The organism is Paenibacillus sp. FSL H8-0548 (assembly GCF_038630985.1).
Taxonomy (GTDB): domain Bacteria; phylum Bacillota; class Bacilli; order Paenibacillales; family Paenibacillaceae; genus Pristimantibacillus.
In genome coordinates this window covers 128953-151933 of the sequence record NZ_CP152049.1, presented here as the reverse complement: position 1 = coordinate 151933, position 22981 = coordinate 128953, and the positions used below count along the sequence as shown (strand labels likewise).

Below are 22981 nucleotides of genomic sequence, written 5' to 3'. Positions count from 1 at the left end.
GTCGGGAGTGTTCAATATGACAACTAAAACAGCAACAATAAGCCAAACTCAGCCTTCAAAATCAGATGTTAAGCGTCTTGTCAATGCAATGACCGTCATCGCATGGGTCATTCTAGCCATCGGCGTTTTACTCAGCCTAATCAACCTAAGCCATTTTAGCGATCAAAATGTCGGCCTTATGGTTGGCATCGGGTTCTTAATCGGCAGCGTTCATATTTATGTCATTGGCACAGCGATCGGACTCGTCCACGCACGCCGGAATCAAGAGCAGCTGCCGAACGATCACAGCGAGCATTAATTTCATGCAGTTGCTAGGCTGAGCTGTACAAATTGACAGCCCCATTGGTTATCGACCAATAGGGCTGTCTTTTTTTATGCTTAAAGCAGGACAAGCCTACTTTTTTATTTTCCAATGATACGAGCTGCTATTTTGGGGGTATATATAGAAGAACAAAATTTGGAGCCTACATCCAAAATAAAACTGTTGTCTAAGCAGTGAACTTTCTATTACAGAATCAAGACGAATTCTTGACGTAATTGTTAACCCCGCAGTTATTAGCTGCCGGATCTGCTATTGTAATCGTAAGCAGTAATTTTGAGGAGTTGAACAGATGATGAGACCGTTTCTTCGTACGCTGACACCCGTTCTTATTATGCTAATGGCCGTTGTGCTTTCCGGCTGTGGCGAGCAATTTCTTGTGCTCGATCCGAAAGGGCCCATCGGCGAGTCTCAGAAAGATTTGATTTATTTTTCAACTATTTTATGTTCGGTAATTATTATTCCTGTACTTATCCTGGCAGCTTTCATTATCTGGCGGTACCGTGATAAGCCAAACAGAAAAGCTTCCTATACACCCAACTGGGAGCACAGCACGAAGCTTGAGGTTACTTGGTGGGGCATTCCGATTGTCGTTATTCTCATTTTGGCAGTCGTCACCGTTAGATACACGTATGCCCTTGAGCCCTCTAAACCGATTGAATCGGCTAAAGAGGCCATAACGATTGAAGTAACATCGCTAGACTGGAAATGGCTGTTCACCTATCCAGATTCGGGTATTTCAACGGTCAATTACATTAAAATCCCTGAGGATGTGCCCATTAAGTTTAGACTAACGTCTGACACGGCAATGAACTCCTTCTGGGTTCCGCAGCTTGGCGGTCAAATCTATACGATGTCAGGTATGGCTATGACCCTATATCTGCAAGCAGATGAACAAGGCAGCTATTATGGCTCCGGAGCAAACTTTACAGGGGAACACTTTGCGCAAATGACCTTTAAAGTAGACGCTACCTCAGAGGAAGAATATCAAGCCTGGATAGACGACGTGAAAGCTTCTTCTCCTGCTCTTACGATGGATGGCTTTGAAGCGCTGACTGAACCAGGCGTGTCTGACGTGCAGCTATTCTCCAGCTCCCCTGAAGGCTTGTTTGATAAAGTCGTCATGCAATATGTAAACGGCGGTGGCAGTGCTCATCAGCATCATGGCAGCGGGGCAGCTAAGCCTGCAGAAACCAAGGATGACGAAACAACAACGGAATCCACTACCGAATCGCATGATCATATGTCCAGCGGCATGGAAACTACTACTCAAAACCATGCGGGTCATTAACCCGTAAACAAGCGAAGGCTTTTGAAGCGAGTTTGTTCCACAAACTTTTAGGAGGATTCCTCATGTTAGACAAAATTAAAGAATTCGCGAGCGAATTTTTCGTTACAGGCGATCCGCTTATTTTAGGGGCCCAAGTGTCTATTGGGCTCTCGGTCGTCGCGATATTATTCGTGCTCACCTTTTTCAAAAAATGGCGCTGGCTCTGGACGGAATGGCTAACTAGCGTCGATCACAAAAAAATCGGTATTATGTATATCATTGCATCCCTTCTTATGCTGTTCCGCGGTGGTGTCGATGCACTGCTAATGCGTGTTCAACTGGCTGCTCCGGAGGTCGAGTTTTTAGCCCCGGACCACTATAACCAGATATTCACCACCCACGGCGTTATCATGATCTTGTTCATGGCAATGCCGCTGATGTTCGGTTTATTCAATATCGTCGTCCCGCTATTAATCGGAGCTCGTGACGTTGCCTTTCCGTTCCTGAACTCCCTTAGCTTCTGGTTGTTCTTCATGGGAGCGATGCTGTTTAACGTTTCCTTTATTATCGGTGGATCACCCGATGCAGGCTGGCTTGCTTACCCGCCGCTCTCCGAGCTTTCGGGCAGTCCGGGTCTAGGTCAAGACTTCTATATTTGGGGTATTCAAATCTCTGGTATCGGCTCCTTGGCTACCGGGATCAACTTTATCGTTACAATCTTGAAAATGCGTGCGCCAGGCATGAAGCTTATGCAAATGCCGATGTTCGTATGGTCTGTACTCTCGTCTTGCGTAACGATTATTTTCGCTTTTCCAATATTGACCGTTACTTTGTTCCTTCTATTCATTGACCGTTATCTCGGCGCGCATTTCTTTACGCTCGATGGCGGCGGCAATCCGATGATGTATATCAACCTCATCTGGATGTGGGGACATCCTGAGGTGTACATCGTTATTTTACCTGCATTCGGGATATTCTCTGAAATCGTTTCTGTTTTCTCGAAGAAAAAGCTTTTCGGCTACAAATCAATGGTATTCGCCCTTATGGCCATCAGCTTCTTCTCATTCTTTACTTGGGCGCATCACTTCTTCACCATGGGCTCCGGCGCCAATGTCAATGCATTCTTCGCCTTAACGACGATGATCATTGCTATACCGACCGGGGTTAAAATATTCAACTGGCTGTTTACGATGTACCGCGGCCGAATTAGGTTTACAACTCCGATGATGTGGACAGTTGCGTTTATACCGTGCTTCATTGTCGGCGGGATGACTGGGGTGCTCTTGTCTGTTGCGCCTGCTGACTTCCAGTTCCATAACAGCTACTTCCTGATCGCGCATTTCCATCAGGTGCTGATCGGTGGCGTCGTGTTTGGTTATTTTGCAGGCCTTTACTACTGGTGGCCAAAATTGTTCGGTTTCCGTCTGCATGAGGGCCTTGGCAAATGGGCATTCTGGTTCTGGAACATCGGCTTCTATGTATGCTTCATGCCGCAATACGCGCTTGGCCTAATGGGTATGACACGCCGCTTTAACGAATACAACTTCGATATGGGATGGCAGCCGCTTAACGTGGTATCGACAGTTGGCGCATTCCTAATGGGCATCGCGTTTATATTCCAAGTATGGCAAATCGCGCACAGCATTAAGTTTTTCAAGAAAGAAAAGGACGGCGACGCTTGGGATGGCCGTACACTGGAATGGTCGATTCCATCTCCTCCTCCGATCTACAACTTTGCTCGCTTGCCGCAGGTTACGAGTCAAGACGAGTGGTGGGAAGAGAAGCAGCGTATTGCCAGCGGCAAGCCTGCCAAGCCATTGGCACCGCTTGAACCGATTCATATGCCTAAAAACTCCGCTATTCCATTCATTATGGCGGTGTGCTGGTTCATAGCCGGCTTCGGCTTCGTATGGGATTGGCTATGGATGGCGATACCGGGTCTAGTCGGCGTAGCCGTATGTATGCTTGTGCGTTCGTTCACCTATGATACGGATTACTATATATCTGTAGAAGAGATTGAGCGTACGGAAGCAGCATTAAGGGGGAATAACTAATGGCACATGCAGTATCCAAGCCAGCAGGAGCGCATGGCGGTCATGGCGGCGGTCACCATGACGAGCATCACGATCAAGAATCAATGAAAACGTTCGGCTTCTGGCTGTTTCTTATAACTGACGTAATTTTATTCGGCACATTATTTGCTACATTCGTTGTCCTTCGTTTCAGTACGGACGGAGGGCCAACGGGCGGCGAGTTGATTGAGCTAAACGGGATTATCATCTCCACCTTCATTCTCCTGACCAGCAGCTTTACAAGCGGTCTGGCTGTTCTTCAGATGAACAAGGGCAATAAGCAAGGGCTTATTCTATGGCTTGCCATTACGGCTTTGCTTGGCGCATCATTTATTTATCTAGAAGTAACCGAGTTCGTGCATCTCGTGCATGAGGGTGCCAACATCGGAACAAGTGCTTACTGGTCTGCTTTCTTTGTTCTAGTCGGGACTCACGGCCTTCACGTATCGGTCGGGCTCGTCTGGATGGTCGCACTGATGCTTCAGTTGAGTCGCCGCGGCATTACGCCAGTTACGAAGCGCAAGGTCGGCATCATTAGCTTGTACTGGCATTTCTTGGACGTTGTATGGATTTTTGTATTCACGATTGTTTACTTGATGGGGGTGATGTAGATGAGTAACCCTAACACGCATGAAGCTCAGCACGATTCCCATGGCGGATCGATGAAGGCCTATGTTATTGGCTTTCTCTTCTCCATCATTCTGACGATTATTCCACTAGTTGTAGTCATGAATGATCTGCTGAACAAAACCGCTACGACAGTTCTCATTCTCGTAATGGCTATCCTGCAGTTCATTGTTCAGCTTGTCTTCTTTATGCATATTCGAGACGAGGAGAAGCCGCGCTACAACCTCATGGCGCTTATCTTCGGACTTGTCATATTGCTGACGATCGTTGCTGGCTCCATCTGGATTATGACTTACAATACGGTAGGCTAATACTCGGCAATTAGCAAAAACAAAGCTGGATCAAAGTCATTGCGACTTGGATTCAGCTTTTTTTTGTGTGCCTATGACCTTCTTCATTCTGATTGTTTATAATCAAACTTTACCTTTTATTGGATATAGATCCATGTCATAATCCTACTATAACGATTGGCAAATCTAATTAGAGGTGATCACAATATCCATTCTTCTTCGCCCCCTGCAGCTGCCCGATGACTATGAGCAGCTTGCCCAATTACTAAACCAGGTTTGGTCCGAGCCAACCTCGGCAAAGCGGCTCTTAGAGGATGATCAGAAGCTATATGAGGTTGGCCATACTTGGCTGGATGAAAACGGACTACTCGCTGGCTACGATCGAGAACGTCTAGCAGCAGTTAATGAAGAAGGGGAAATTGTGGGGTACGCTTGGTCATGGCGAGCCCCTTGGACAGAGCCGGGCTATTTATGCAATACGCTCATTGTTGCGGAAGCGTACCGCAAACAAGGAATCGGACAGCGACTGCTGCAGCATATTTCGGAATGGGCTTTAAACATCGGCGCTTCTGGTCTTATGACAGAAATATGGGACGACAACGAGGATGCTCGGCAATTTGCAATTCAGCGAGCTTTTGTCATCGACCGCCATGCCTTTCAATCCGTCCTGAGCATAGACAATCAAGAGGGACAGCTAGCAGCGGCTTTGCCCGATTTTCCCGAGATAGACAATCTTCGCTTTCTAACGCTTGCGGATGAGCCTGGCGAGGAAAGCGAGCTCAAGCTCTATGAGCTTTACAAGGAAACGCTCATAGATATTCCGGGATTTCTAGGAGAGGTGCCTGAGCAGAGCGAATGGCGAAAATGGTATTTGCAGGTCGATGGTTATGCCCCTGAACGAGTCATTATTGCTGCTGACGGCGATAACTTTGTTGGGGTTACAAATGTTCTACTAAATGCGAAGACCAACGGCATGTATCATGAATATACTGGCGTAAGCCGAGCGTACCGCGGCAAGAAGGTTGCACTGGCACTGAAGTTAAAAGCGATTCAGCTTGCCAGACGTGAAAACGCTGCTTACCTTCGAACGGACAACGATTCGGCCAATGAACCCATTCTTAGCATTAACAGGAAGCTTGGGTACTTTCCGCTTCGCGGCTCCTATCGAGTACTCGCACCACTAGATCAAGTAATACAACGGTTGAACATGTCTGTGCCAAGGTGAAACGGCTATCGCCGTCCTATGGCGGCGCCAGCTCGTTTCGCAGTGATAGATAAGCCTATTTATAATAGAAAACTTATAAATTCCTATCTATATAAGTTGAACTATAGATTTCCAGGCGAGAATAAGGGCTCCGAGGGCGTACACTTCGTTTCTCCAGTACAATCTTCTGGCTTCGCTAGATGAAGGTGAAGCGCCTACGCTGCACTTTATACAATGAAAACCTCACATGAGTGCTGCTTCAGACGGCTACATTGTACTTTCGCAGTAGAATTAGCTCCAAACCAACGAATATCGCCCTATACTAGGCAATCTATTGCACAAACTACAGTGTACGTGCCAAGTTAGGCGAGTAACGTCGATTACGTTGTACAAACTGCAACGTAGCCTCTTCCTATAGCGCTGAACCCATCGAGCTAGCAAGCCCAATCTAAGAGTTGGAGAAGGATAGCTGAAGTAACCCAACTAGATAATTTGAACTGGGGATTTACGTTTTGGGCGCTGTGCGAGTAGATCATCCTTAAGTATCGCGAGTACAACCAGTTTCTTTGATTTCCTTAGACGGTTAAAGGCAAGGATAAGGGCTGCAAAAGCGAACAGTTCGTTTCTCCACAATGATCTTCTCGCTTCGTCTAAACTTCATTTTTTTAGTTCAACTTATATATTAAATAAAGAAAAGACTTCCTCCAACTAACCAAGCTTTCGCTCCGGTTGGTTTGGGGAAGTCTCTTCTTGTTTCACCTTGCTGCATCAGCCTCGAGAAAATTCAGCATAGCTGACCTTTACGCCTTTAGGCACCGCCAGCGTCATATGCATATCTAAATGATCCGAGACAATGCCGCCATCTCTGTTATCCAAAGACCCGATCATAACGTACAGGGTAGACCCTACTGTTTCCGTTTTCAGGATATGGCCATCCTGCCGCTCCATAGGCTTAGATGACGAATATCGAACTTGGCCAAACAGCTGAAGCTCTCGCGAATCGGTTTCAGTAAGCTGGATGTCGGAATACGTATGAACTACGATACGCTCAATACTAGCTGGCACCTGCTCCATCTTCGTTTCGATAAACGCGGTGCGCTGCGTCATTTGCAATCCTCGTTGCAGTTCATCAAATAGGCCCGTCGACATCAGCAATGCAAGCCCAAGACTCACCGCACCAATGACCCCTACAAAGAAGACACTTATCCAGTCATAACGGACGATAGCTCGCTCGCTGCTCGAAAGCTTTAAATAAAGAAGAAGCTCCACGCCCAGCATGATAAATACGACCGGAGCTACCCACATCAGCATCTCATAAGCCTCAATCTCTTGCCAGAAGGATACCGCAAGTCCCGTACCCATAAGAATTAAAGTGACACCCATAGATAAAGAGCCAACCCGCCAGATTCTTGCGTTCTGGGGCAGATGTTCTGGTTCGACTGCGATGTTTACATTGTTCAATGCGATTCCTCCTCACGCTTTGCAAGCAAGGTCGGCGGCCGCTCTGGCGGTTTGCCCTTGCTTGAATGAATAGGCGCTTTGCTTCCGAAGGCTAGGCGCAGGCCGACAATAATCATGACGAATGCAACAACAGCCGTTGGAATCATATATTTAATTTGCATGTATTGCGAGTAAAGCTGATTCGAAAAATGAGAGGTTACCTCTACAGCTACACGATCCAGCAAATAGTATGCGCCAAAGCCAAGCAGTCCAAGACCAAACCAGCGCTGATAAGGCACAAGCTGCGTCAGCACCGGCTCGTCAGTAAGCGTCTGGCGCTCGTAACGAGAGGTCTGCTGCAGGGCATCGAAGAAAGCAAAGCACCAGAAGAGAGGCAGCAGGAAGAAAAACAACGACAGGCGCAAATTGTCCATAATATAGACGGTCAGGAGAAAGCCGCCCATTAGCTGCAGCCCCCGCTTTTGCAAGCCTAGATACAGATGGCCTGCACCTGGGAATATCGATAAGGCAATAGCAAGCACCTTGCTCTTGCGCCCCGAAGACATATAAGATTCCATATCCTCAAAAATAGCCCGATCCACTAGCAGCTCTCCGCGCTGCTTCGCATGCAGCTGACTGATTGCATCAAACATGCTGTATACCCATATAACAGGCAATGCAAGTAAAAAGACGAGCAGCTCTCCTCTGTGAACAATCATGCTCAAAAAGACAATAATCGCGAACCAGCCAATGAACGAAATGAGAAAGGTGACACCGCGCTGCATTAACCCCAGATTCATATGTCCGAGACCAGGTACAAACGAAAATAGAATCGTCCGTGATTTCTCACGCTGATGCTCCAGGCCTATGGGTACAAAGCTCGGATCAGGTTGACCGGCATGTTGATGATTCGGATGTCTATGGCTTGGATATGGCGATAAAGCCTTGCCATTAATAAGACCAACGATCATATCAATCATGTTGATAAGCGCTGCTATTCCGGCCACAAACAAAAAGAAGAAAATAAACCCATCCTCAATATAACCGCCCGCCATTGCTAGCAGTAAAAGCATGGCTATTGGGCCAAAAAAGGCTCCTCCATACAAAATAGCACGGATAGGCCTTCCTAAATAGGCATGCCCTACGCCAGGAATAAAAGAAAGCAAAAACGCCGCTATTGGACTTTTGTTCATCGATTATTTTTCATTCCTTTCTATATCAATTGATTATTTAAAACGAGATGCTCTCAGCCCATCCAGCCATGATCCAGTCTGGTCAACGATTCTATCTGACCACGATTCCGATTGCCTGTTGCTTGCCTCAGACGGGTCCGGCCGCATCGTTTGCTGTTTATTCTCGTTCAGCTCACGCTGCACAAGCTTCTCAGAGAAGGAGCTGAAGGTTCCGCTAGCAAGCAGCAGCAATGTAATAGAAGCTGCTACCGTATAGTGGGTTACCGGATGCTGGAGCCACGTGCGAACGCGAGAAGGAGACTTCTGAATCCGCTTATCTGACTCTACTTGATTAGATTGTCTTCGATGAAGCCCCTGCTCGCTTACCAGCTCTGCTACCACACGCTGCTCCATCAGGTCAAAATCAGGCTGCAGCGGCTGCAGCACGGCCTCGGAATCATTCATGAAGCCAATAAACAGCTCCAAACACGTTTCACAAACGCTCAGCTCCTGCTCGACTACTGCTCGTTCAGCTTCCGGAAGTCGATTATTCACATATTCCTGCATTTGGTCTGGCGTTATGTGCATATTTTTCACTCGAAATCCTCCTTCCGCCAATGGCGCTTCATCCAGTTTCTAGCACGGTACAATCTGGACTCCACGCTTTTGCGCTCCAGTCCGGTTTCGGCTGCGATCTGTTCGTACGATTTATCTTCCATATAATACGCGGTGATGACCTCGCGATAGTTATCCGGCATTTCATCTACCCTCTCGCGCACCCGCTGCCTATCCGACTGCTCGATAGCCAACAGCTCTGCTGATGAAATTCCTCCAGTGTCCTCTTGCAGCCTCTCCGCTATCACTTCGCTGTCGAGCAGCTCCTCAGGCCTTCTAGCTTTACTTCGCCTGAAATCAATTGCCCGATTAACAGCAATACGGGTAATCCACGTCTTCAACCCATCCAGACGGCATTCCGGAAGGGAGCGATAAATTTGCAGCAGCACTTCCTGCGTAATATCCTCCGCATCATGCGGCGAATGAAGCACTGCGAAGACTGTTCTATATATATACGGACCATACGCCTTTACGAAAGGACCATAATGCTCGGGCCCGCCCTTCTGTACCGCTCTGATCCAATCCTCGTCTTGAATGTCGCTCCCCTCCTTCCCAACACAATAGACGCCATCCCATCCCTCTTACCCTGCACTAAAAATAAAAAAAGTTTTCATAGAGGCTGACAGCTCAAAAAAAAAGCGGAAAACCTCATCATTCGTAATATTAATACGAACGATGAGGTTCTCATCTTTTATTAGTGATGACGCTCAAATCATCATGCACTTACCTATCGCTAAACCGTTAAAGCATGCTTTAGCTCTTCCGGCGAACGATCCCACCACTCCGGGTTGTGCTCAACAAGCAGCTTGTTAAGTGCCGTACGTTCAACATCACCCAGCTCATCTAGCACATAGCGGCGTTTAAGCGATTGATCCAGCTTATTAACATGATCAGGAAGTATCTTCCATCCACGTTTTGCCTCCGAATCAATCAGCATTTCACACGCTGTTACCCCAGCATAATAAGAGCCTTCCTCATTACGGTCGACCGCTACCCAGACGATCCAGCACTGGCGGCCGTTTGGCGTGTCCTCTTTATTTGGCGTGAACTTAATTCCGCGCTCCACCTTGCTCTTGGCATGCATCGCGCCAACGTCGATATAAGCAACTCCCTCATCAATAATGACACAGGCTACAGCGCTCAAATCGATCGAACCTGATCCAAAGCCTTTATGTTTTTTGCTGCTCACAACGTTGAGCGTCAGTGATTTCTTTTCTTTTTTCTCAGGCTGAGCTGGTTGTCCTTGTTCTTCCGTCATACAAATTCACACCTTCCCCATACATTAATTCCATTTTAGCTAATAATCTTTGAAAAGCAAACATATACATGCTGTAGATGCTTGTCAACGGGAGGGAAACGTTCAATGACTCCACGCAATTCCAAAAAAATTTTACTCGTATTACTCGCAGTCGTCATGCTCGGCTTATCTGTGCAGTACGGCTTCGGGACTGCTTGGCAATCCCAATATACTTATGCCTTCGCCCCTGCCGCGAGTGCCAAGCAAACCCCTGCGCCTGCCCAAAACTCGGCCAAGCCGCCCAGCGTGCAGGAGCCAAATACGGTTCTGACGCCTACACCTCAAGAGCTTAGCAAACGTGTCGTTGAGTATCATATCAGTGTTCATTTACTTGACGATGCAAAAATATTAAATGGCGATCAGACCGTAACCTGGACGAACCCTGGCAAAAAAGCTGTGGCCGAGCTTTATTTCCACCTGTATCCCAACGCCTTTCAGTCAGACAAAACAACGTTTATGAAAGAGTCCGGCGGCAAGCTCCGCCAAGACAAAGCAACTACGAACAGCCAAGGCTATATGAAGCTGCTGACGTTAGAAACACTAGAAGGAGAGAGCCTCCTGCCGCGCCTCCAATTCGTGCAGCCTGATGATGGGAATACCGACGATTTCAGCTTAGCCAAAATCCGCTTGCCAGAGCCTGTTGCTCCAGGCAAATCGGTTACCCTTCATATGGCTTACGAGGTAAAGCTGCCGGAAGTGTTCGCTCGCATGGGGTATTCAGGCAATTTTGTCATGGCGGGACAATGGTTTCCCAAAATCGCTGTATACGAAACTGCAGGCACGCGAGGCCGGACAGCTGAAGGCTGGAATGTCCATCAGTATCATGGAAACTCCGAGTTTTACAGCGACTTTGGCATATACAGCGTGCGAATAAAAGTACCCGAAGCCTACACAGTCGCAGCTACCGGATTCCAGACGAAGGCCATTGAAATGAAAGATCAAATGAAGATTTATCAATTTTATGCCGATGATGTGCACGACTTCGCTTGGTCTGCTTCACCTGACTTTGTTTATGAGGAGACCGCTTACTCCGATACGGGCATACCCGGCGTTCGTATTAAGCTGTATCTAGACCCTGCGCATGCCGCCCTTAAGGATCGTTACATGCATGCAGCTAAATCAGCGTTGTCGAGCTATGCCAAATGGTATGGCGAGTATCCTTACAGCACGCTGTCTATCGTCGTACCCCCGAAAGGAGCGAACGGAGCCGGCGGCATGGAATATCCCACACTGATTACTGCATTCGCTGCCGAGAAAGAAAATCCCGGCTACAATCTGGAGCGTACCGTCGTCCATGAAATCGGCCATCAATACTGGTATGGCATGGTTGCCAGCAATGAATTCGAGGAGGCATGGCTCGATGAAGGCTTTACGTCCTATGCTGAGGATAAAGTAATGGAGACTACTTACGGTCTCGAGTCTAATCTACGCATAGAAGCCAGCTATATGACCGATCCCGCTCCGCTCAAGCAGCCATCTTGGGCATATGGCAGCCATACACAATATGCCGAGAACGTTTATATGCGAGCCAAGCTGGTGCTTATCGGTATTGAGAATCAGGTCGGATCACGAACAATGCAGAAGATATTACGTACCTATTTCCAAAAATATAAGTTCAAGCATCCCTCCAGCGCAGATTTCCAGCGTGTTGTCGAGCAGGTAACCAAGACCAAATGGCATGATTATTTCAGCCAATATGTATACGACGACCAAATGGCCGACTTCTCCATCGAATCTATACATGTTCGTCCCGTTACGCAGGAAGGGGATCAGCTTTACGAATCGGTTGTTCTCGTCAAGAAGAACGGCGGCAGCAATGGCGAAATCAAAATCGTGCTGCAATTTACCGATGGTACAAAAATGACGAAGCTTTGGAGCGGCGAAGAGTCCCATATTCAATATAAGGAGCTGCATACTGCCCCGCTTCAATGGGCTGTCGTCGATCCGAATTACAGCAACGTACTCGACAATAAGCTCATTAACAACTATATGCAGGCTAAGCTGCCTGAAGAAAAGCGTACTAGATGGAGCCTTGGCGTAGTCAAGCTGGTTGAAGGGCTGCTCGGATCGCTTAGCTGGTAAGTAATTGCGTTCAAGGAGCGATAAATGATGAAGATACATTTGAAGCAAGGCTGGCGACTCACAGTTAAACATTTTTACCTTGTAATTATATTGTTTCTATATCAGCTGCTTTGGGGCTTCTTCCTCTATCGATTCATCGATTCGATCGTTTCGCCGCTGCTGCGTCGTTATCCAAGCGCTTACCCTTCTGACGTTGCAGCACAGCTTTTCGTTACCGAAGCCCAGTTTCAACTGCTGAAGACCGATCTCATCTCTCCCTACGTTTGGACGCTCGGCAGCCTGCTGCTCATTCGAATGGTGCTCACTCCTCTATTTAACGCAGGTCTATTCTACTCGCTAAAACAGACGAGATCTGACGGAGGAACGCGCTTTCTGGAAGGGATTCGCAAAGCATGGAAGCCCGTTGTTCTTCTTTACTGGGTAGAATCTATTCTCTCGCTGGCCCCAGCCTGGTGGCTGCTGCCGCGCGCGCTCGAGTCTCTGCTTCAGAGCAGCTCCGTGCCGGAGCTTATGCAAACGGTACTGCCCGGAGCAGCACTATGGCTCATATGGGGGACGGTGCTGCACCTGCTGTTTCTATCGATGCAGCTTGGCGCAGCCTCTGGCGAGGGCGTCTTCCGCTCCTTATGGCTCGCTCTGCGTAACTTTCTCTCCTATGCAGCACTGTCGCTTATTATGTGGGGATTGGGCGCAGCTGCTGGCATTGTCGTCACCAGCGTATCCATGCTTTGGACCGGATTGTTCGCACTCATTCTGCATCAAGGCTATCATCTCGTTCGTACATTAATGAAAGTATGGACGATAGCAGCGCAGTATGAATACCTGCAATCGAAATGAATAACTTCATGCACGGCCCCTCCTCCACAATGATGTGGTCGCGAGGGGCTTTTTTATTTCTTATTTACCGCAACTAATTGTTGGAATTTATGTATAAATAGTTGACAGAAAATGATAATTGGGGGATATAGAAATGATGCGTAAAAAACTCATTATAATATCGATGGCGTTGCTCCTATCAGGCGGCTCATTAGTTGCCGCGGACAAACTATTTCAGAAGGTAACCATCCTTTATAATAATAATAAGCTGCAGGCAGACGATGGATTGCTGGTGGATGATAAGATCTATATCAATATTCGCTCTCTTAGTGAGCCTCTGCAGGCTTTTATCCAGTGGAAAAGCAGTGAGAAGAGGCTTATTATTCAGAAGCCTAATGTTCATATGTTTCTGATGAACGAGAAGCGTACAATGTTTGGTCAAGTCGATAAGGGCACGACTCAGAAGTTTCTAGTGCAGGCACAAATCGATAACTTAAATCTTGAGATAGATAGCTTCAAGGTGATGATTGTCGATCCGAACGATAAAGAAACTGTCATTGACAGCCGCAATCAAAAGGATAATGACTTTAAAGAATTCGTTGAGAAGGATACGTTTTGGTTCAGCTCAAAGGTCATCACCTATGATTTTAAATATGCAGGCAAATACAGGCTGCAGTTCTGGATGGAGCAAAAAAACGGGGATCCGCAGATCATCTCAGAAAAAGTCATTACTGCGAAATAATGAAGAAACTTATACTTCCTATATTTTAAAATAGCTACTCTGCGTTGAACAAGGAAGCCGTTCTTATGAACAGCTTCCTTGTTCTATTTGCACTTCGCTTGCGGCTAGCGAAATAGGTATTTATACATATGAGATATTTTTAATCTTTTGCAAAAAAGGTTACAACACCGCCGTTTATAGGCCGCTAGACTTGGTCCAGCGATATGCTCCCAAAGGGACAAATCGGTATATTTTACACGATATCCACATAATAAATGAAATTGAGTTCATTCATTTGGTTAGAAAGTACTACTAACAACGGTTTTATTACAGTAAACACGGATTAATGAATGAATAAGCCAAAAGTTTACATGAGAATTATTAGAATTTGCCAGTAAAAGCAGGAGATGATTGAAAATAATCGAATAATTCTCAACAGCAGTAAAAAAACAGCCTAATTCCCTATGGGGAAACGGGGGAACCACTTTGGGTGAATTGATTCCGATGTCTGATCCATTTTGCAGCGTCTGAGGAATCATAGGGAGCCTTCAACCGAACCCCACAGCTAACCTCGTCGGCCTTGGAAGGAGCTTCACAATTGAAAAAGGTTACCGCATTACTAATGGGTCTCGTACTCCTTCTTGCTTTTCAAGCGGGAAGCGCGTTCGCAGATTCAAAACTGAACGGATTTATCGATGGTGTGATTGGTACCCCGTACAAGAGCGGTGGAACATCGTCGAAAGGCTTTGATTGCTCTGGATTTACAAGCTATGTGTTCACTAAAATGGGCATCGAGCTTCCACGTACTTCCGTTGCGCAATCCAAAGCAGGCACGAAGGTCGATAAGACTGATCTAATTCCGGGAGATCTTGTGTTTTTTGACACCGTTGGTGGCAACAATAGCAGTGTATCCCACGTTGGCATTTACATTGGAGACGGTAAGTTTGCTCATTCATCCTCGAGCAGAGGTGTTGTAACAGACAAACTGAACTCTTCCTATTATGAAACTCGTTTTGTGACTGCTCGTCGTGTCATGAATGATGAGTCTTTCGAAGCATTTGCTAACGAAAAATAGAGTAACCTGGCCCTTCGCAGTAAGGACTTTATAGGTAGGCTCATTCAGCAAAGCCGCAGTTTTTTGTCCTGAAACGACAAATGACATGCGGCTTTGCTGTTTCATCCCAAGCTTTTCGCGATATCTGAAAGGAGCACTGCTTGATGTACTTATTCATTCATCGCAAAGATTTGCGTACTGCAGATTTGCGGGCATTTGACTATTTAAAGAAAAAGGATACGCCCGGCATTCATTTGCTCATCATAGATCCCATTTTAATCGGCGGAGGCAGGCTAACCAGCCATAGCGGCAGAAATTTCATGGCACAGGCCGCATCTTTGCTGCACAGCTATTTTAACGAGGACAGGGAGCTTCATGTGCTCTATGGGGACCCTGCCTTAATAACAGAGGCGCTTCTGCAAGCCCACCCCATTGACGAGGTTGTGGTCCATGCAGACTACACGCCTTATGCCCGTAAGCGGGACGAGCAGTTGCAGCAGGTTACTCGTAGTCTAGGGCGTCGCTGGATGCCCCTTGCAGATGCAGCACTTGCTGATCTCGAGGCTTTCCCAGCATTCGCGCGTCGACAAGAGACCTACAAGGTGTTTACCCCCTTCTACCGGATGTGGAGCAGCTTTATGCTGCAATGCTATAGTCCGATGGGCGAAACAACGATACAGCAGCTTTCAACTGTAAAAGAATTGAACAGCACTATTGCACAGCAGTTTGAGCTGCCTAATTCCATATCCTCTGCACTGGGCGGTACGAACGTTGAGGGATTGCCCAAATCGCTGCTGAGGCTCGATCGCTTCATGCGTGAACGTCTTGCTTCCTATGCAGATAGCCGTGATTCCTTTGCAGAGGAGCTTACGAGCGGGCTCGCTCGCTTCTTGAATACAGGCGCGATCTCGTCGCGTCACGCTTATGAGCAAACACAGGGCTTGCCCGGAGCTGAAGCATGGCATCGCCAGCTTGCATGGAGAGATTTCTATTTGTATCAAGCCATGTATAATGATGATTATTTCAGGTACGAGCAGCAAACAGATCTGTCTGCCTTGTCAGATAAGCATTTTGAAGCATGGACTTCCGCTGCAACAGGTATTCCGATTATCGATGCCGCAATGACCCAGTTAAGCCGTACAGGAGAACTGCCAAATCGCTTGCGAATGGTTGTAGCGATGTTCTTAACCAAAAACCTGCTCTGCCCCTTTACGCTCGGGGAGCAGCATTTCCGTCATCATCTCAGCGATTATGACAATACACTTAACCGCGGAGGCTGGCTATGGTGCTCTTCGCTCGGCTACGATGCTGCGCCTTATTTCCGAATTATGAATCCAGCACTTCAGTCGCAAACGCATGATCCCAGCGGCAGCTACATCCGGCGCTGGCTGCCTCATTTGGCTCATCTGTCTGATAAAGAGATACATCAGCCACAAAGCGGCGCTATCGTAGATTTAAAAGCATCTCGCTCTAGAGCCATTGAGGTATACAAAACGATACTCAAGTAATTAACTTCAATGAATGTAACGCAGTCATTTGGTTAGAAGCCTTGATTTTAGATCTATAATAATAATAAAACCTCCACAGCAGCTTTGAAACAGCAGTTGTGGAGGTTTTTCACATAAATATGAAAAAATAAGAACCTATATAAGTTGAATTTAACAAAATGAAGTTATAGCGAAGCGAGAAGATTGTTATGGAGAAACGAAGTGTTCGCCTTTGCGGCCTTATTCTTACCTTTAAATGTTTTAGGAAATCAAAGAATCTGGCTGCAACAGCGATCGTAAGAATGAACTTCTCGCGCAGCGACCAAAACGCAAATGTTTAGTTCAACTTATATAGGCTTTGTTTTCTTCTGCCCCTATGGCCATTCTTCGCAGCACTTGTCTTCTTCCTAGAACCAGCATAGCAGCTAAAAGTAAAAGCATCAGCACAACGAGTGCGCTTATATACCATAATGTAGACTCAACATTATATTGATCCATAAACCAGCCGGTTAAGCGTGGAAAAATAGCTCCTCCAAGCCCGCCGAAAGCGACCAGCAGGCTCGTTGTCCGCTCAGTCATGCCCGGAATAAGCTCATTAGCGTAGACTAGTGCAATTCCGAATATACCAGCGAAGAACAATCCGCTTAACGCAACCAGTACGAGCATCCAGCTTAGTTGCCCTAAGACAGCCATTAAAATAAAAATAATGGAAGCTCCTGCCGTTGCGATCAACAAATATCGCGAATATCCCATACGTTCAGCCAATACGCCAGCGAATATGCGGCCCAGCACCATCGTACCCCAGAACAAGCTAAGTACAGCAGCAGCACTAGACTCCCCTACTCCCGAGCGGGAAATAAGAATCGATGGCAGGTAATTTGAGAAGCTCATTTCCATGCCTACATAAAGCATAAAAAACAATGCCGATAGGAGTAAAAAAGGCAATGCTTTGCGCGGATAACCGAAAAAAGCAGAGGTTTGTGCCCCCTCAGCACTTGGTAATCTCTGAGCTGCCGCACTTTTCCCTTGCTCCGAAGTAGAGCGTGAGCTAACGCTGAGCTGATCATCCAGCTCCCCGAAGGACATCGTCAGCCACATTACAAATATAATGGCTGCCATAGCCGCAAGTATAGGGAATGAAACCTGCCATATGTTATTTTTGATCAAATACGCAGCCGCAATCGGGATTAATAAGGCGCCAACCCCAAAGAAGGTTTCCAGCTTACTCATTGCCGAGGCCTTCCCGTTCTTCGCCATATCGATAATCATGGCGCCAACCACTGCTTCCGTCATCCCAAATCCGAGTCCAGCAAGCGGGGCAATCGCAAGCATCCAGCTCCATGGAAGCAGCAAGCTATAAGCCGCTTCGCTAAGCGCCAGTATGCCAATAGCAAGCAGCACAGCTCCCCTCTTGCCCATTCTCGCCGTAATGGACGGCGCCAGCAGCACACCGACTAAAAAACCAAGAAATTGATTCATAATCCATTGGCCGCCATCTTTATAGGTTAGGCCGTAATGAGCAATTAGCTGCTCTAGGATAGACCCGCCTACCACATGGGCAACCCCAATAACTAAATAAGACAAGCAGCCAAGCCAAATTAACTTTTTCATATCTAAGCTTCTCCTTATTTTTCGCACATTCACCTTGCGCCAATCTGATATAATAAACCTGTTTCAATTGTCGTTCATCTGATAGGAAGCCATATCCAAGCGGAGGTATTTACCCCATGACAAATCATCAAGGCTCCAAACATTATAAACGAAATCCGCTCGAAATGACCATATGTCCAATGAATCCCCTGCATGCACAGGAAATATGCAGCTGGACATACGAATCCCCGTATCATATTTATAATTGGCCCGCTTGGGAGCATATGCAAAAGGACGGAATCGAGTTTGGCGATCCCGTCCTGCGTGCAGCGCAATATACAGCCGTTATTGACAATCAGCAGCAGCTGATTGGTTATGCTCAATTTTTCCCTATAGCAGGCGTAACAAGGCTTGGACTCGGAATAATTCCTGCGCTTTGCGGACAAGGCCTAGGGCCCGCTTTCACAAGGCTTATCGTAGCGGAAGCCCGGCGGCGTGCGCCAGAAAATGAAATCGATTTAGAAGTGCTCACTTGGAATACGCGAGCCGTGCGAACTTATGAACAGGCTGGCTTTCATATTGCGGATACCTATCCTCATCCGAAGTCAGACCTCTGCTCCGACTGCTACTGCATGGTATATGAGCCATCTGAGCATCATAGAGGCTGAGCCCCTCGCTCCGTATCCTTTTGATCCATAAATAAAATAAGTCCCGGTGCAATCAAGACGGACACGGTCCGGATCCAAGCTGGTGAATCCAAATCCGTATACGCTCTAGAAATAATGGCACGTCGATTCTCGTTTAACTGTACCAGATTAGGAACAAAGTAAGGGCGCCAGCTCCAGTTCGCACCGCGATACTGCTCTTCACGTTGCCAGCTCATATCCGCATCGCGGTAATAGTTGGATGATAACTGAATACCATCCTCGTTACATAAATATACTCGGATACAATCATGATAAAGCTCGGGCAGCAGTGCCTCGAGCCATTCACCACTATGCTCGGTGAATCGCACCCTTGAAGCGGTTTTCACAAGCTGCTCGGCTAGACTCTCGAATTGGCTTTGCCAATAGCGCTCGCTTCCTAAATAATGATGCAAATGCTGCTCAAGCTCAGCCTCAACGATCGTTGCAAAGCAATCCGGCGCAAGAAAGTCAGGCTCTGCTCGCGCAAACATAAATCCCTGCACATAACGAGCCCCTAATTGTATAGAGCGAACCAGATCCTCCCTCGTCTCTACACCCTCGACAAGCAATGACGCTCCTACTTGCTCCGCTAGATCAGAGAAAGAGCTTAACACGCCAAAATAACCGTCATGCGTTGCACTCTTCTTAATCATATGAATATCGATTTTAAGTAAATTAGGCTGAATTTGCGCAATGCGGTCTGTATCGCTAAAGCCGCTGCCGACATCGTCAATCGCAATCATACAGCCTCTCGCCCTGTAGATATCCACTACGGCTCGAAGCTTCTCCGTGGAACCTGAAAAGCTTTCTTCTGTAATCTCAATGACAATTCGCTTCGGATTAATTCCATATTTATCAAGCAAGGACAATGTGTAAAGCTCTCCGTTTTCCTCATAACGATAGATCCAAGACGGCTTTAAATTAATAAAGAGCATCGGTTGCTCTTCCATTAACGATAGCTTGGAGAATGCCTGCTCACGCAGTATCCGATCTACAATAATATGATCCTCTTCCGGGACCTGTTCATTGCAGAAAAAAGGACCGAGGCTGCGAACAGAGTTATGTTTAACTGCCCTTCCAAGCACCTCATACCCTATAATCCGTCTTGTATCCATCGCTATAATGGGCTGATAAAATGCGGCTAGCGTTTCACCGTTTAAATCAAGCCCTTTCGGAAGCTGCAGCGATGATTGGCACTTCTTCATAGCGCTCTCCTCTATGTCACATGTATGTTAGTTTATATATCACGTATATTAAAGAACATTGTAATAGAGTAGCTATGAAATGTAAAGATACGGTATTAGCCCCTATCCTCCCGCTGGAAATAATCCGTCTACATTAGATCAGCCTAATAATTTGCGTAACCTTCTCACCCTGCGAAACCTCAATGACATGATGCTTGCTATTGTACGTAATGGTACCGCTTCCCACCCCTATAACGGGATCCTCACCCAAGCCGAAAAAAACATCGTCCGCTAGCGCCTCCATCACTTCATGACGATCCTCGGCAGGCAGCACCGACCATTCCTCAGGCTCCATTTCAAAAAAAGTATAGCTATCCTCAATTTCCGCTACTGCTGCTGTAAAATCCTTCAAAATATCCGCATATTCTCTAGCATGTCTAACGCCCATTCGTATATACCACCTTTATCGTCGTCATTTTTTGTACATATCTCTCTACTATTCTACCTCATTTTATTAATTTTTAACGTGTTTGCCTTCAAATCGTTCCTTTTACTCTAACTTCAGAATACCCATTTGACGATAATAAAAGAAGTAGAGAAATGTCGAAAATGTATTGGACGGGGTGTATGATGAAAAATTCAACAATTATTGGTCTTGTGCTAGGATTAGTCGCTGTACTCGGAGGCATGGTTTTAAAGGGAGCGCACCTGTCATCTCTTCTAAATCCAGCTGCTTATATGATCATCATTTTAGGTACGGTTGCTGCTATCATGATAGCCTTCCCGATGCAAGAGCTCGCCAAGGTGGGCAAGCTGTTTAAAATGGTTTTCACAGAGCAAACACTGCCGCAACGCGATGAGTTAATTCAGCGCTTCATGGAATGGGCATCCATTACGCGCCGCGAGGGACTACTCGCCCTTGAAGCGAAGGTTGATGAAATAGAAGATGCGTTCCTTCGCAATGGCATGCGTATGATTATTGACGGAAATGACCAGGATTTCGTTCGTGACGTTTTATTGGAAGATATTGCTGCAACTGAGGATCGTCACAAGGCGGGCGCGCTTATTTTCACGCAAGCAGGCACCTATGCTCCTACGCTCGGTGTACTCGGCGCGGTTGTTGGCCTTGTTGCTGCACTTGCGGATATGAGCGACATGAACAAGCTTGCCCATGCAATCGCGGGAGCTTTTATTGCTACACTTCTTGGTATCTTTACAGGTTATGTTCTCTGGCATCCAATTGCCAATAAGCTAAAACGTATGTCTAAGAAAGAAATTCAAATTCGACTCATGATGGTTGAAGGCCTGCTTTCCATTCAATCCGGCGTTTCCACAATCGCTATTAATCAGAAGCTGTCTGTTTTCCTTACACCTACAGAGAGAGCGAAGATGAAGGAGAAGGAGGAAGGAGCCGTTGAGCAGAAAGCATAGACACGAAGAACACGAGGAGCATGTTGATGAATCCTGGCTCATTCCTTACGCCGACCTGCTCACGCTGCTCTTGGCACTATTTATCGTGCTATACTCCATGAACTCTGTTGACGTGAAGAAATTTGAGGACATGTCTAACGCGTTCAGTATTGCACTCAGCTCAGGCAGCGGCATCCTCACTGAGAAAAGCATCGTAAGAAGTGGCGATGATGATGGAAAAAAACAAGATGAAGCAGGCGGAATTATCGATTCGAAAGAGGAAGCCAAAGATCCAAACAAGGAATTGTCCCAAGCAGATAAAGCTATGGAAGAGCTTATGGAGAGAGAACAAAAAAATCTAGAAGAGCTAAAGAAAAATATCGATAACTATATTGAGAAAAACGGCCTCACCAGCGATCTTGAAACGAAGCTCAATCTCTCCCAGCTTATGATCACGATCAGTGACAATGCATTATTTGCTCCAGCGCAAGCGAATGTTAAGCCTGAATCACGAGAGCTTGCTGTCGCTATTGGCAAGATGCTGCAGCAGTATCCTGATTACGAGGTTGTCGTGTCAGGCCATACCGACACAACGCCAATATCAACTGTTTTCTTCAAATCTAATTGGGATCTAAGCTCCATGCGGGCGATTCGATTTATGGATATTCTGCTTGAAAACAAACAGCTGAAGCCCGAACGCTTTAGTGCGATTGGCTTCGGAGAATATCGTCCGGTTGCTGACAACAAAACCGCAGCAGGTAAATCTAAAAATCGCCGCGTCGAGGTTTCCATTATGCATACCTATAGTGATGCTACGAATCCACAGAAGATCTCTGTAGCGAAATGATATTCTTTCCTATATTTCAAGAAAACCCATTGAATTGATCACACAATGTGATCAAATCCAATGGGTTTTCCTATATTGCCGCGTCCATCTCCATCTACACTGGCTTATAGCTCAATATTCCAAAAAGCTCCGTTTTTTCCTCTTCGCTTAGATCTCGCCATTTCCCAACCTGCAGTCCACCAAGCTTAATGTTCATAATTCTTTGCCGCTGCAGCTTTCTTACATGATAGCCAAATACTTCACACATTCTGCGTATTTGACGATTCCGACCCTCTGTTAAAATAATCCGGAATACCCTGTCCGTAACTCTCGTCACCACGCAAGGCAAGGTCATACTGCCCAGAATATGAACGCCGCTCGCCATTCCCTTTAAGAAAGCATCCGTCGCCGGTTTATCGACCGTTACCAAATACTCCTTCTCATGCTTGCCTTCGGAGCGAAGAATTGGATTAACGACATCACCGTCGTTGGTTAGAAGGATGAGACCCTCTGAATCCTTATCCAGCCTTCCAATTGGAAAAATACGTTCCGTATGACCAACGTAATCGACAATATTCCCTTTAATATGCAGCTCAGTCGTACATGTAATTCCGACTGGTTTATGGAGTGCGATGTAAACATGACGCTTCTGCTCGCCAATTCGATGCCCATCGACACGAACGTCATCCCCTAGCTCCGCCTGGCTTCCAAGCTGTGCTGCCACGCCGTTAATCGTAACGCGTCCGCTATCTACCAGCTTATCTGCCTCTCGTCTAGAGCAATATCCGGTTTCACTAATAAACTTATTGATTCTCAAAG

23 protein-coding genes and 1 riboswitch are annotated in these 22981 nt (G+C 46.7%); of the genes, 14 read left to right on the top strand and 9 right to left on the bottom strand.

From position 1 onward, the window contains the following. The first annotated feature begins 16 nt into the window (after positions 1–16). The 6 genes from MHI37_RS00740 (at position 17) to MHI37_RS00715 (ending at position 5803) form a co-directional block, all read left to right on the top strand. Positions 17–298 (top strand): hypothetical protein, encoded by a 282-nt coding sequence (locus MHI37_RS00740; RefSeq protein ID WP_076337857.1) that lies wholly within the window; start codon positions 17–19, stop codon positions 296–298. 316 nt (positions 299–614) lie between these two features. Then, positions 615–1610 carry a ubiquinol oxidase subunit II gene (gene cyoA / locus MHI37_RS00735; protein WP_076337893.1) on the top strand — a complete coding sequence of 332 codons (996 nt, stop codon included), beginning with the start codon at positions 615–617 and terminating at the stop codon, positions 1608–1610. A gap of 62 nt (positions 1611–1672) precedes the next feature. Beyond that, positions 1673–3643, top strand: coding sequence for a cbb3-type cytochrome c oxidase subunit I (locus MHI37_RS00730; RefSeq protein WP_076337856.1), 1971 nt, complete (start codon positions 1673–1675; stop codon positions 3641–3643). Beyond that, positions 3643–4272 carry a cytochrome o ubiquinol oxidase subunit III gene (cyoC, locus tag MHI37_RS00725; protein WP_076337855.1) on the top strand — a complete coding sequence of 210 codons (630 nt, stop codon included), beginning with the start codon at positions 3643–3645 and terminating at the stop codon, positions 4270–4272. The genes MHI37_RS00730 and cyoC overlap by 1 nt, the downstream gene beginning before the upstream one ends. Beyond that, the gene (cyoD, locus tag MHI37_RS00720; RefSeq protein ID WP_076337854.1) at positions 4273–4599 is read left to right on the top strand and encodes a cytochrome o ubiquinol oxidase subunit IV; all 327 of its coding nucleotides are present in this window, start codon (positions 4273–4275) and stop codon (positions 4597–4599) included. A 175-nt stretch (positions 4600–4774) separates the two neighbouring features. After that, positions 4775–5803 (top strand): GNAT family N-acetyltransferase, encoded by a 1029-nt coding sequence (locus MHI37_RS00715; protein WP_083676361.1) that lies wholly within the window; start codon positions 4775–4777, stop codon positions 5801–5803. Positions 5804–6550: 747 nt separating this feature from the next. Here the strand turns inward: MHI37_RS00715 and MHI37_RS00710 are convergent. The 5 genes from MHI37_RS00710 to MHI37_RS00690 form a co-directional block, all read right to left on the bottom strand. Then, positions 6551–7243, bottom strand: a complete 693-nt coding sequence (locus MHI37_RS00710; RefSeq protein ID WP_076337853.1) for a hypothetical protein — start codon at positions 7241–7243, stop codon at positions 6551–6553. Further along, positions 7240–8415 (bottom strand): hypothetical protein, encoded by a 1176-nt coding sequence (locus MHI37_RS00705; protein ID WP_076337852.1) that lies wholly within the window; start codon positions 8413–8415, stop codon positions 7240–7242. Before MHI37_RS00705 ends, MHI37_RS00710 begins: the two co-directional genes overlap by 4 nt. 33 nt (positions 8416–8448) lie before the next feature. Continuing rightward, the gene (locus MHI37_RS00700) at positions 8449–8991 is read right to left on the bottom strand and encodes a hypothetical protein (protein WP_076337851.1); all 543 of its coding nucleotides are present in this window, start codon (positions 8989–8991) and stop codon (positions 8449–8451) included. Next, a complete protein-coding gene (locus MHI37_RS00695; protein WP_076337850.1) occupies positions 8988–9527 on the bottom strand; it encodes a sigma-70 family RNA polymerase sigma factor in 540 nt (179 codons plus the stop codon). The genes MHI37_RS00700 and MHI37_RS00695 overlap by 4 nt, the downstream gene beginning before the upstream one ends. A 215-nt stretch (positions 9528–9742) precedes the next feature. After that, positions 9743–10267 carry a YwhD family protein gene (locus MHI37_RS00690; protein WP_076337849.1) on the bottom strand — a complete coding sequence of 175 codons (525 nt, stop codon included), beginning with the start codon at positions 10265–10267 and terminating at the stop codon, positions 9743–9745. A gap of 105 nt (positions 10268–10372) precedes the next feature. Here MHI37_RS00690 and MHI37_RS00685 point away from each other — a divergent pair, with 105 nt between their 5' ends. From MHI37_RS00685 to MHI37_RS00665, 5 genes are all read left to right on the top strand, one after another. After that, positions 10373–12388, top strand: a complete 2016-nt coding sequence (locus tag MHI37_RS00685) for a M1 family metallopeptidase (protein ID WP_076337848.1) — start codon at positions 10373–10375, stop codon at positions 12386–12388. 24 nt (positions 12389–12412) lie between these two features. Continuing rightward, on the top strand, positions 12413–13225 hold the full coding sequence (locus MHI37_RS00680) for a hypothetical protein (RefSeq protein ID WP_256710588.1): 813 nt from the start codon (positions 12413–12415) through the stop codon (positions 13223–13225). Between the two features lie 133 nt (positions 13226–13358). Further along, complete coding sequence (locus MHI37_RS00675) at positions 13359–13946, top strand: hypothetical protein (protein WP_076337846.1); 588 nt, start codon at positions 13359–13361, stop codon at positions 13944–13946. Positions 13947–14366: 420 nt separating this feature from the next. After that, positions 14367–14520, top strand: a riboswitch (cyclic di-AMP (ydaO/yuaA leader). 3 nt (positions 14521–14523) lie between these two features. Then, complete coding sequence (locus MHI37_RS00670) at positions 14524–15000, top strand: C40 family peptidase (protein ID WP_256710587.1); 477 nt, start codon at positions 14524–14526, stop codon at positions 14998–15000. Positions 15001–15143: 143 nt separating this feature from the next. Next, positions 15144–16487, top strand: a complete 1344-nt coding sequence (locus MHI37_RS00665) for a deoxyribodipyrimidine photo-lyase (RefSeq protein ID WP_076337845.1) — start codon at positions 15144–15146, stop codon at positions 16485–16487. 321 nt (positions 16488–16808) lie between these two features. Here MHI37_RS00665 and MHI37_RS00660 read toward each other — a convergent pair whose 3' ends face one another. After that, positions 16809–18077, bottom strand: a complete 1269-nt coding sequence (locus MHI37_RS00660) for an MFS transporter (RefSeq protein ID WP_076337844.1) — start codon at positions 18075–18077, stop codon at positions 16809–16811. Positions 18078–18193: 116 nt separating this feature from the next. Between MHI37_RS00660 and MHI37_RS00655 the strand changes: the two genes are divergently transcribed. Then, on the top strand, positions 18194–18724 hold the full coding sequence (locus MHI37_RS00655; RefSeq protein WP_083676360.1) for a GNAT family N-acetyltransferase: 531 nt from the start codon (positions 18194–18196) through the stop codon (positions 18722–18724). Here the strand turns inward: MHI37_RS00655 and MHI37_RS00650 are convergent. Further along, complete coding sequence (locus MHI37_RS00650; protein ID WP_083676359.1) at positions 18712–19947, bottom strand: EAL domain-containing protein; 1236 nt, start codon at positions 19945–19947, stop codon at positions 18712–18714. The two genes, MHI37_RS00655 and MHI37_RS00650, sit on opposite strands and share 13 nt — an antisense overlap. Positions 19948–20080: 133 nt before the next feature. Then, entirely contained in the window at positions 20081–20374 is a 294-nt protein-coding gene (locus tag MHI37_RS00645; protein ID WP_076337843.1) for a hypothetical protein, read from the bottom strand. Positions 20375–20556: 182 nt separating this feature from the next. On the opposite strand from MHI37_RS00645, the gene motA reads away from it, so the two are divergent. Both motA and MHI37_RS00635 read left to right on the top strand, forming a co-directional pair. Continuing rightward, the gene (motA, locus tag MHI37_RS00640) at positions 20557–21357 is read left to right on the top strand and encodes a flagellar motor stator protein MotA (protein ID WP_076337888.1); all 801 of its coding nucleotides are present in this window, start codon (positions 20557–20559) and stop codon (positions 21355–21357) included. After that, entirely contained in the window at positions 21341–22183 is an 843-nt protein-coding gene (locus MHI37_RS00635) for a flagellar motor protein MotB (protein WP_076337842.1), read from the top strand. The genes motA and MHI37_RS00635 overlap by 17 nt, the downstream gene beginning before the upstream one ends. 94 nt (positions 22184–22277) lie before the next feature. On the opposite strand, the gene rluF is transcribed toward MHI37_RS00635, so the two are convergent. Next, on the bottom strand, positions 22278–22979 hold the full coding sequence (rluF, locus tag MHI37_RS00630) for a 23S rRNA pseudouridine(2604) synthase RluF (protein ID WP_076337841.1): 702 nt from the start codon (positions 22977–22979) through the stop codon (positions 22278–22280). Positions 22980–22981 lie beyond the last annotated feature (2 nt).

What these genes read in the sequence shown, in the direction of transcription:
- MHI37_RS00740 (WP_076337857.1), top strand. Translation starts at nt 17, where the DNA reads ATGACAACTAAAACAGCAACAATAAGCCAAACTCAGCCTTCAAAATCA.
- cyoA (WP_076337893.1), top strand. Translation starts at nt 615, where the DNA reads ATGAGACCGTTTCTTCGTACGCTGACACCCGTTCTTATTATGCTAATG.
- MHI37_RS00730 (WP_076337856.1), top strand. Translation starts at nt 1,673, where the DNA reads ATGTTAGACAAAATTAAAGAATTCGCGAGCGAATTTTTCGTTACAGGC.
- cyoC (WP_076337855.1), top strand. Translation starts at nt 3,643, where the DNA reads ATGGCACATGCAGTATCCAAGCCAGCAGGAGCGCATGGCGGTCATGGC.
- cyoD (WP_076337854.1), top strand. Translation starts at nt 4,273, where the DNA reads ATGAGTAACCCTAACACGCATGAAGCTCAGCACGATTCCCATGGCGGA.
- MHI37_RS00705 (WP_076337852.1), bottom strand. Translation starts at nt 8,415, where the DNA reads ATGAACAAAAGTCCAATAGCGGCGTTTTTGCTTTCTTTTATTCCTGGC.
- MHI37_RS00690 (WP_076337849.1), bottom strand. Translation starts at nt 10,267, where the DNA reads ATGACGGAAGAACAAGGACAACCAGCTCAGCCTGAGAAAAAAGAAAAG.
- MHI37_RS00685 (WP_076337848.1), top strand. Translation starts at nt 10,373, where the DNA reads ATGACTCCACGCAATTCCAAAAAAATTTTACTCGTATTACTCGCAGTC.
- MHI37_RS00680 (WP_256710588.1), top strand. Translation starts at nt 12,413, where the DNA reads ATGATGAAGATACATTTGAAGCAAGGCTGGCGACTCACAGTTAAACAT.
- MHI37_RS00675 (WP_076337846.1), top strand. Translation starts at nt 13,359, where the DNA reads ATGATGCGTAAAAAACTCATTATAATATCGATGGCGTTGCTCCTATCA.
- MHI37_RS00665 (WP_076337845.1), top strand. Translation starts at nt 15,144, where the DNA reads ATGTACTTATTCATTCATCGCAAAGATTTGCGTACTGCAGATTTGCGG.
- MHI37_RS00660 (WP_076337844.1), bottom strand. Translation starts at nt 18,077, where the DNA reads ATGAAAAAGTTAATTTGGCTTGGCTGCTTGTCTTATTTAGTTATTGGG.
- MHI37_RS00655 (WP_083676360.1), top strand. Translation starts at nt 18,194, where the DNA reads ATGACAAATCATCAAGGCTCCAAACATTATAAACGAAATCCGCTCGAA.
- MHI37_RS00650 (WP_083676359.1), bottom strand. Translation starts at nt 19,947, where the DNA reads ATGAAGAAGTGCCAATCATCGCTGCAGCTTCCGAAAGGGCTTGATTTA.
- MHI37_RS00645 (WP_076337843.1), bottom strand. Translation starts at nt 20,374, where the DNA reads ATGGGCGTTAGACATGCTAGAGAATATGCGGATATTTTGAAGGATTTT.
- motA (WP_076337888.1), top strand. Translation starts at nt 20,557, where the DNA reads ATGAAAAATTCAACAATTATTGGTCTTGTGCTAGGATTAGTCGCTGTA.